Source organism: Microcoleus sp. A6-C6 (assembly GCF_036705955.1).
In the GTDB taxonomy this organism is placed as follows: domain Bacteria; phylum Cyanobacteriota; class Cyanobacteriia; order Cyanobacteriales; family Microcoleaceae; genus Microcoleus.
The window spans coordinates 1-11107 of the sequence record NZ_JAUBVR010000035.1 but is presented as its reverse complement, the minus strand read 5'-3'; the positions used below and the strand labels follow the sequence as shown (position 1 = coordinate 11107).

Annotated in this window: 2 protein-coding genes; both read left to right on the top strand. The window is 44.1% G+C overall.

Features of this window, described 5'->3' with window-relative positions:
* The coding region (locus QUB52_RS15650; RefSeq protein WP_332973858.1) for a calcium-binding protein at positions 1-4110 on the top strand (4110 nt) is incomplete at its 5' end.
* Positions 4111-4648: 538 nt separating this feature from the next.
* Positions 4649-11035 (top strand): DUF4347 domain-containing protein, encoded by a 6387-nt coding sequence (locus tag QUB52_RS15645; protein ID WP_332973856.1) that lies wholly within the window; start codon positions 4649-4651, stop codon positions 11033-11035.
* The last annotated feature ends 72 nt before the right edge of the window (positions 11036-11107 follow it).

The window sequence follows — 11107 nt, the reverse complement described above, 5'->3', positions numbered from 1 at the left end:
ACGCCAACACCTGTTACCCCAACGCCAACACCTGTTACCCCAACGCCAACACCTGTTACCCCAACGCCAACACCTGTTACCCCAACGCCAACACCTGTAGGCATTACCGATAACAAAACCCTATGGTGCGGTTTGGAAAAAGGATTAGACAAACTGGAAAACATTGTTAACGAACAACTCAATGTGTTCAAATTGCCAATTTTAGGACGACTCAGCGGTATTTCTCCTAATTTTATTAGCGATTTCAAAAATAGTCTAGTCAATACGGTTAAAAATGCAACTGATTTCACACCTAGTCAGCTAGAAAATAGCATTCAGGAGGTTGTTGGTTCGGCATTCGATGTTAAAGTCGAGAGTAGTTCAAATCCCAATGACACTAACTTAGTCATTAAAATCGGCAAAAAATATCAGCTCGATAATATTAATTTTGCTGAAGATTTAGGGCTGCCAGCACTAGGCTTAAAAGTCAAAAAAACTCCGAAGCCCGGGAGTCAAGTTTTCGCAGCACCGACTACCAACCTCTCTCGCTTTGCCAATTTATCCAATGAGATAGAATCATCAAGTATCAATTCCACTATCAGCGATTCAGACACATTAGCAACTATTATAGATAGTGGTAATGTATCTCGTTTTAGTTCAAGCGTTCCTTATCAAACAGCGATTTCACCAGTTGCTTCTAAATTCTTAAATCTACCTGAGCAATTACCTAACTTTGACTATGAGTTATCTATTGGTGTCGGTTACAACAAAGATTTTGGCTGCTACATCGATACTGACAATACCAAATTAAATGCTAACTTTAAGTTAGGACTTCCTAAAAAATTTAAACCTCAAGCCAACCTCGCTTTTTTACAAGCTGAATTCACCGACGATCCGGAAAACCCAACTCAACTAGATGCCAACTTTGAAGTCAAGTTGAATGACTTAGATAATCTGGGCGGCGCTGATGATGGCAATCGTTTAACTTTGTCTGAGTTAGACGGCAGTTATCAGTTAGAAGACTTATTTCAATCTAGCTTAACCAGTAATGCCAATCTCGGTTTGCACGGCAAAACTAGCATCGACGGAGATGCTGCTTTTCCATCTTTTGACTTCGATTTAGCAGTCAATTGGCCGCTGATTGATTATAAGAATGGTAAATTAAATAATTCGCCTTCATCCTCAACTTCTCCGTCAAGTTCATCGAGTATATCAAATTTCAATTCAGCACTTTTATCTAGCCCAAATTTTTCAGCGTTAAATCAATCGCTAGGTTCCGCAAATTCAAACACAGGCACGACTTCAAATTCATCTTCATTCTTGCCATCAAATAATCAGGGAAATATAGGTTCGCCAACCACCGACAATCCCTTTGGCGGATTGCCTAACCCGAAAGTCGAATTTAACAACCTCAAACTCGATTTAGGAACCTTTATCAGTAACTTAGCTAAACCAATACTCACCACTGTTTCTGATATAATCGATCCTTTTAGACCTGTTATCGATTTCCTGAATACAGACACTAAGTTACTGTCAGAAATTGGCGTTGGTGAACCCTTCGATAACAATAGAGATGGCCAAGTTTCGATCTTGGAACTGGCAACTAAATTATCCGGCGGTAATGTTGCTACTGACTTCTTAAATGCAGTTATCAAAATCGACGAGATATCGCAATTGGCAAATAGCCTGTCAAACTCTTCAGGAAATATTGCGATCGATTTAGGCTCCTACAGTTTAGGGAATATTAATGTTGCCAAGCCCAACTCTAGCCTCAAAAACAAAACACCGAAACTGACAAACTCAGTGTCGGATATTTCTCAACAAATCAATTCTAAAACAGGCGGCAATCAAAAAAAGTTTGTCAATAAATTTAAGAGTGTTTCTGGCTTAGATTTGCCAATTTTAACGAAGCCAGAAACAGCGATTCAACTCCTTTTAGGAAAGCCAGATGTTGTCCTTTTCACCTACGATATGCCTCCCCTGGGAATAGACTTCAATTTTAGAAAAGAGTTTCCTATATTTGGGCCGATATCAGGATTGATTGAAGGCAACTTTAATGCGTCAGCACACCTCGCATTTGGGTATGATACCTACGGATTAAAAGAATGGAAAGACGATGAATTTTCTCCGTCATCAGCCTACAGAGTTTTAGATGGTTTTTACGTGAGCGATCGCGCAAATGCCGATGGTACTGGTGCGGATGTTGATGAACTTAAAATCAATGCTGGTATTAAAGCAGGTGTCGGAGTAAATGCAGTGGTTGCCAGCCTTTATGGAACGGCTGGAATAGAAGGAAGCATAGGCATTGATTTAGTAGATATTGGAGAAAACAACGGCACAAGCGACGGTAAAATCCGAGGTTCTGAAATTGGGTCCCGCATTAGCAAACCCTGGGAACTTTTTGATATATCAGGTCAAGTTAATGCTTTTTTAGGGCTAGAGGTTCAAGCTATAGTTCCTTGGGAATTTTGGGAAGGAAAACAAACAGTTTGGAAAAAAGATTTTGCCACATTTGAGTTAGCAAAATTTGGCACTGGAGAAAGTTCAAGAAAGAGCGGTAGCGGTGTTAACAGTTACCTGACTGGAGCCAAAGTTTTCTTTGATGCTAACTTTAACGGCATCCAAGATGAAAAAGAACCTTTCACAATTTCTAACGTCGATGGCAGTTTTAACTTAGATGTCTCTCTCCCCGAATTTGACAAAAACAACAGCGGCGAACTCGAACCGGATGAAGGCAGACTTGTCGTTACTGACGGCATCAATACGGCGACTTATTTACCGCAGCAAACGCCACTAACTGCAACACCAGATGCTACGGTGGTTACTCCTTTAACCACTTTGATGGAGAAGTTGGTTGCACAAGGTATTAATCCTAATGAAGCAGAGACTAAAGTTAAAGCAGCATTTGGAGTATCGCCAGCAATTGACTTGACTAGCTACGATCCGCTACAAGCAATTACCCAAAATGACTCTAACGGTTTGGCTGTTTATGCAGTGCATATTCAGGTACAAAATGCAATTATTTTGACAACGAATTTGATTAGCGGTGGTTCCAATATTGCTAAAACTGAAATTGCCGATCGCCTAATTTCTACCATTGCTAACCAAATTCAATCCGGCGCTGTCGATTTAACCAATCCCGCGCAATTACAAACCGTCATTCAGTCAGCCGCCACTCAACTGCAAGCACAGACAGCATCTAATCTTGCACCGGAAGTTGCTAAAATTATCGCAGAAGGGAATCAGCGGGTACGGGCGATCGCCTCCAGCAACCTCCCATTAGCAGACGCAGCAACTAAAATTGCCAAGGTACAACAAGTAGAACAAGGTGAAGTTGCCAAAGACTTGCAGCAAGTCGCGATCGGCAGCAAGACAATTCAAGAGGCGATCGCCGAAAATACAGGCACATCTTTAGACGCACAAATTCAATCAGCAACCGTCAATAACCCAACAATTCGCCAGAGTGTAAACAGTGACTCCACTCCTGCCCAACCTTTCCCCGACAGCGGCATAGAATTAGTCAACAATTCCCCCAATCAAAAAATCGGTACTGATGGCGACGATACTCTAGGCGGCGACAGCAGCGACGATGTTTTCAGCGGCAAAAAAGGGAATGATTTGATTTTCGGGTTTAACGGCAATGACTGGATTAATGGCAATCAAGGCAATGACTTAATCAATGGCGGTTTTGGCGACGATACCCTTTATGGTGGCAAGGGAATTGATACTATCACCGGTAGCGACGGTGGTGATATCATCTTTGGCAATCTAGGTGATGATATCCTAGACGGTAGCACTGGCAATGATACCTTGCGCGGCGGCAAAGGCAACGATCTGCTCAATGGCGGTGATGGCGACGACTTCCTCAGCGGTGAAATGGGAGATGATAGCTTGATTGGAGGCATCGGGAGCGATCGCTTCCTACTATCTGCCAATTCTGGCATTGATACGATCGCCGATTTTGAAGATGGCACAGATTTACTAACACTCGCCAGCGGCATTACTTTTGCACAATTGGCGATCGCTCAAAATGGCGGTGCAACCTTAATTCGCTTGGCGGCAACCGGAGAAATTTTAGCTTCTCTAAATGGGGTGTCGTCCAGTCTGATTAGTGCAGTCGATTTCAACTGATATCTTGCACTGATCGCAATAGTCCTTTGACCCCTCTCCCCTCCCCTCGATCGGAGAGGGAAGCCCAATTCTTACTCCCCTTCCGAATAACAAATTTATTCCTTTCCCTCTCCTTGTTCATTGCCTTAATAGACAAGCACAGCTATTCCTGACAAATGATTAAGCGGGGTAAGTAGACAAGCGCGAAAAAACAATAAAATATTTTAGGGGCGGGTTTAGCCTGGATCGCGAGATACAAGAGAGTTTATTGGTGCAAAACCCCCCCGACCCACGTTTTGTTTATTTGTACCCACTTACTTATAGAAGCCGGATTTGGTATAAATTACACTGCTTAATTTCGGTATATTACAAAAAATTAAGTAATTTCACGACAAAAATTATAATTAATGTAAATTTTTGATGAGGATTTCAGTAAAAAGGCTATGTTCGATTCACATGAATTTCTTTGCATGCGCCAGATATTAATCAAACCCCTTGCATAGCTGCCAGCGGTCTAGACATCAGCTATGACAATTGTTAGCCGATCGGTAGGTGTATTATGTCCAACTCAATCACCCAACCTTCTAGCAGATCGATCGCATTTATCGACACAGCCGTACCAGACTATCAAACTTTAGCAGACGGCGTTATCCCTGGAACCGAAGTAATTCTATTGGATTCTAACTGCAACGGCTTAGAACAAATTGCAGAAGCGTTGCAGGGAGGTAAATTTTCAGAAATTCACATCATCTCTCACGGCACACCTGGCAGCCTGGAACTAGGTAAAATTCAGTTGAGTTGGGAAAAGTTGAGCGATCGCGCCGACAATTTCCTCAAAGCAGTCAAGGCATGGACGCGCTGGCTAACACCAAATGCTGAAATTCTTCTCTACGGCTGCAATGTTGCTGAGGGAAATTTAGGTAAAGCATTTGTACAGCGCTTGAGTCAGCTAACAGGAGCTAGTGTTGCAGCTTCTTCCAGGCTTACAGGCATTGCAGCATTGGGTGGCGACTGGGAATTGGAAGTGACAGTAGGGAAAATTAAAGCACCTTTAGCATTTTGGCCGCAAGTTCTGACAGGTTACAACTACGTTCTCTCCAGCTTCAGTGCGGCCACCAACTTCAGCGCCGGCTTTGCTGCGACGGCAACTCCCATTTCGATCGCACCGGGCGACTTAAACGGCGACGGCTTCCCCGACTTAGCCGTGGCAAACCTTAACTCCAGAGATATTTCTATATTGTTAGGGACTGGTACGGGCAGCTTTGGTACTGCTGCCAACTTATTTAACCTTGGCAACGAGGTTCCCAATTCCATTGCAATCCGCGACTTTAATGCAGACGGCAACCTCGATTTAGCTGTGGCGAATCCTACCACTGGCACCAACGGCAATTTCGTTTCGATCCGGTTGGGGACAGGTACAGGTACTTTTGGTAATCCTACCAACTTCGGTTCAGGGATAAATCCGAGGGCGATCGCAGCGGGCGACTTTAATGGAGATGGCAAGGCCGATTTAGCCACAGCGGGTAGCAACGTTTCAATTCTTTTAGGAGACGGTATCGGTAGCTTTAGCACTCCCGTTAATATTAATGCAGGAACATCTCTTTCAATCGCCACAGCCGACTTTAACGGCGACAACAAACTCGATTTAGTCGCATCGAACAATAGCCTTACTAACAACATTTCCGTGATGTTGGGAGACGGTATTGGCAACTTTAGCGCCCCCGTTAACTTTAGCGCGGGGACAGGGAATCATTCTGTCGTTACAGGCGACTTTAATGGTGACGGCAAACTCGATCTCGCCGCATCGAACACTGCCACTAACAACGTCTCAGTCTTGTTGGGGGATGGTACGGGTAATTTTGGTACAGCCATCAACTTTAGTGTCGGATCGTCTCCCGAATCTGTGGTAACGGGCGACTTTAACGCCGACGGCAAACTCGATCTAGCTGCATCCAACGGCGGCGATAACAACGTCTCAGTCTTGTTGGGGGATGGTACGGGTAATTTTGGTACGGCCACTAATTTTAGTGTCGGAACAATTCCCCGTTTCATGGCTGCGGCAGATTTTAATGCTGACGGCAAGTTGGATTTAGCTACGCCGAATTTTTCCTCTAAAAATGTCTCGATTCTGTTGAATTCACCCAATACAGTCAATTTTGGTGCGGCTACTTTCAGCGGTACAGAAGGAACAACAGACACAGTAATTAATATTCCCGTTACCATCAGTGGCGGCACTCCCTTAAACGATGTAGTTGTACCAATTGTTATCGATCCGAGTAGCACAGCTACCCAAAATTTAGACTACACGATTTCCCCTACCTCGATAACTTTCGCCGCAGGTGCAACAGGTGTGGCACTTACCCAGAATGTTGCATTTACTATTAAGCCTGACAATATTCCAGAGAACGCCGAAACCGCAATTCTCAACTTGGGTACAATTACTGGAGGCGTTGCTGGTACAACAAAACAAACAACACTGACAATTGCAGCTAACGGTCAAATTTCTTACGCCATTGCTGCTGGTATTCCCAGTATCCTCGAAGGCAACACAGGCACAACTCCTTTAACTTTTACTGTGACTCGCAGCGGCGGCACTGGTGCGGCGAGTAGCGTCAATTATGCGATCGCCGGAACTGCTGTCAACGGTACTGACTATAACAAGATCGGCGGTACTTCCGGGGCAACCGGTCTGACTGGTACGGTTAATTTCGCTGCGGGCGAGACATCCAAAACTTTGACGCTGGATGTTTTAGGCGATAGTGCGATCGAACCTGACGAAACTATTACTGTCACGTTATCGAATCCAGTTGCACCCGGTCAAACTCCGACAATTACAACTGCTAGCGCGACAACGACTATTACTAATGACGATACTGCCGGAATTGCAGTCAATCCCGTTAGCGGATCAGTGACGACAGAAGCGGGTGGCACTGCGACATTTACCGTCAAACTTAATACTCAACCTAGTGCTAGCGTGAGCATTGGTTTGAGTAGTGACAATCCGGCGGAGGGAAAAGTTTCTAGCAATAGTTTAACCTTCACATCTGCTAACTGGAATCAACCGCAAACGGTAACGGTGACGGGTGTTGACGACACCATTGCTGATGGCAGTAAAACTTATAATATCGTTACCGCTGCGGCTGTTAGTACCGACAGCAATTACAACAATGTCAATCCTTCGGATGTCAGCGTTACTAACAGCGACAACGAAACTCCTGGGATTACCGTTAACCCGACAGCGGGATTAACTACGACTGAAGCAGGCGGTACGGCTAATTTCAGCGTTGTCCTGAACACGCAGCCGATCGCACCAGTGGCGATCGCACTCACCAGTGACAATCCCGCAGAGGGAACTGTTTCGACAAATAGCCTAACTTTCACTCCCAATACCTGGAATACTCCGCAGCAGGTAACGGTAACAGGTGTTGACGACAGTGTAGCCGATGGCGATCGCGCTTACACTATTGTCACCGCTGCCGCTGCGAGCACTGATAGCAATTACAGCAACCTCAATCCCACCGATGTCACTGTTAGCAATAGCGATAACGATACAGCAGGTGTCAGCATTTCTCCTGCGAGCACAACTGCTACAGAAGGAGTTGCGACTGGCACTTATACACTTAAACTAAATTCGCAGCCAACTGCACCGGTCACAGTTAGCTTTAATACGGGCAGTCAAATAAATGCGATCGCACCGATTAATTTCGACACGACTAACTGGAATGTCACGCAACCAGTCACTGTCACCGCTGTTGACGATGCGGTTGTTGAAGGAAATCATACGGGCAGTATTTCTCATACGGCTGCGAGTGCTGATGCTAAGTATAACGGAATTGGGATTGTGGACACGACGGTGGCGATTACCGATAACGATATAGCGCCGACACCAACACCAACTCCAACGCCGATACCGACGGGAACGCCATCACCGACACCAACTCCGACACCGACGGGAACGCCGACTCCGACACCGACGGGAACGCCGACTCCGACACCGACGGGAACACCAACTCCGACACCAACTCCGACGGGAACACCGACTCCGACGGGAGCACCGCTACCGCCAGACTCAAATTCGCCGACACCGACACCAGTCACGCCAACACCAACGTCATCTGCACCGCGAAGGATTGGCAATGACACCATTGCTGGTGGCATCGATGCAAAGAATTGGTGCGGTGTAGAAGCTGGATTGGATAAACTTGAGAAAATTTTTGACAATCAATTACAGGCAGTTAACCTACCCATTATCGGCCCACTCAAGAACATTTCTCCAGATTTTATTAGCAACTTCAAGACTAAGCTAGTCGATGCAGTTAAAAATGGGGCAAATCAAACGACAGATCAGTTAGAAACAACTATCCGCAATGTACTTGGGTCAGAGTTCAAGGTTAAGGTAAATCAAAATTCCACTCAAGATGAAAATACTTTGCTAATTTACATTGGCAAACAATATCAAATTGCCGATGCTAACCTCTCCCAAAATTTAGCAGTACCAGGATTAGGTTTTACTACAGATGGAAAAGGACAATCAAAAGCGGATTTTGACTTGTCAATAGCTGTGGGTGTCAATAAAGATTTTGGTTGCTTTATAGATACCAACAAAACCAAGCTGACAGCTAATTTTGACGCAGGAATCGATGACAAGTTTAAGGCGAAAGGCAATTTAGGCGTTTTACAAGTTGACCTGAATAATCAAGCTCAAAATCCCACTAAGACTGAAGCTAAGTTTGCCGTCAATTTGAAAGATTTAGATAATTTGGGAGGTGCGAATGATGGCGATCGCTTAACTCTCTCAGAACTGAACGGCAACTATCAGTTGTCAGATTTATTCGATTCTACCTTAACTGCGAATGCTAATCTAGGTCTCCAAGCTAAAACTAGCATTAAGGACAATCCTGCTTTTCCTTCCTTCGGTTTCGATTTGGGTGTTAAGTGGCCGATCGTTAATTATGCTAACGGTCAATTAACGACACCGCAACAGCCAACAGTTAACATCGATAATGTCTCTTTTGAATGGGGGCAAACATTAGAACAGTTAGGTCAACAATTAAATCAGCTTCAGGACAATCTGAATCAAAATTTAATGCAAGTTAACTTGCCAATTTTAGGGAAACTGAAAGATGTTATCCCAGGCAATTCAGATGCTTTAAATTTCATTGACACTGTGAGGGAGAGTACGGTTAATGAGTTGAAGTCATTGAGTGTTAGCAGCCTCAGTTCTACCCTTCAATCTCTCATCCAAGACTCGATTGGTGGTAATTTCAATTCCGAAGCATTAGGTTCAAAATTAACTTCTGAATTTAGCCAGCGCTTTACTCAAAAACTTGCCAGCAATTTGCAAGAAGGATTAAGAAAATATTTCCCTGAGTCCGTCTCGACAAAATCTTTTCTAGGTCTCTATTTCCCCAGACCGAGTTTGAAGGTAATTGGTAATGGGACTCCAGACGATATCAACCTGCAAATTTCTCTAGATCGAAATTATGATTTCCCAGATGTTAACCTTTCTGGAGATTTAGGAATTCCGGCATTAGGTTTAAATGTCAATGGTAAAGCGCAATCCAAATTTGACGGCAATTTGTCCTTGGGATTTGGCGTCAATAAAGATTTTGGCTTCTATGTTGACACCAACAAAACTAAACTGGCAGCCAATGTAGAAGCTGGTCTCGATGATAATTTCAATGCCCAAGGTAACTTAGGATTTTTCCAAATAGACCTTGCCAACGATGCCAAAAATCCTACCAAAGCTCAAGCAAAATTTGCAGTAAAATTAAATGATTTGGATAATTTGGGAGATAATAATGATGGCGATCGCTTAACTTTCTCAGAACTGACCAGCAACTATCAGTTGTCAGACTTATTGACTCCCACCTTAAATAGCAGTGCTAATCTCGGTTTAAAAGCTAAAACTAGCATTAACGGGAATGCAGCTATCCCCTCCTACAACTTCGACTTAGCAGTCAATTGGCCGATTTTCAATTACGCCAACGATCAATTAACCGGGCCGCAAAAACCAAATGTTGCATTCAAAAATATGCAGCTCGACTTGGGTAGCTTTATCACGGGTTTTGCCAAACCTATTATTACCAAAGTCAATGATGTTGTTAACCCGGCTCGTCCTATCATTACTGCACTCAACAGCGATATTAAACTGCTGTCTGAATTCAGTGCTATCAGGGATTTCTTTGACCAAAATAACGATGGCAAGGATGGCAAGGTGACGCCGAAGGATGGTAAGGTGACGCTGGTCGAAGTGGGTGCAAAGCTGGCAGGCAAAAAGATCGATACTCGATTCCTAGATGCCCTTCAGTACATCGGCGAAGCAAGTCATTTGCTCAAGAGTCTTTCATCTCAAGAGGGCAACATTGCTATAGATTTAGGTGACTACGCGATCGATTTCGATGCCACAGATCCCAACGCTGATACTAAAACCGCTAAGACAACTAAAACCAAAATCCCGGCATCTCCCACTGACCAAGCTAAATCAAAGTCAAAGGGCAAGACTCAAGAGTTGCTGACCCTCTTTCAAAAGATGGATGGGCTGAGTTTTCCGATCTTGACCAATCCTCAATCTGCCATCGACTTGCTGATGGGTAAACCGGATGTCAACTTGTTCACCTATAAAGTGCCAAAACTAGACTTTAACTTCAAGATTGATCAAGAGTTTCCTATCTACTCCATTCCTAAGGTAAATGTAGGTGTCAACGGCAAGTTAGAGGGAGAGTTTGAAGCTAAAGCTAACTTTGCGTTCGGCTTTGATACTTCTGGACTTTCTCAATGGAAACAATCTGGCTTTAATGCCTCAGATGCCTATAAAGTTCTCGATGGCTTCTACGTGAGCGATCGCCAAAATGCGAATGGTACGGGAGACGATGTAAATGAACTCAAGCTCAAGGCTAGTATTAAAGCTAGCGGCGGGGTTAATGTTTTGGTAGCTAAAGCGTAAGGATTCAGGTCTAAGATTGGGGAATTAAAGAAGGCATAAATAAGTCACAAAAATGGGCAGATATAGCATCAC

Bases quoted from the DNA above. Each gene is read 5' to 3' on its own strand.
- QUB52_RS15645 (WP_332973856.1), top strand. From the start codon at position 4,649: ATGTCCAACTCAATCACCCAACCTTCTAGCAGATCGATCGCATTTATC.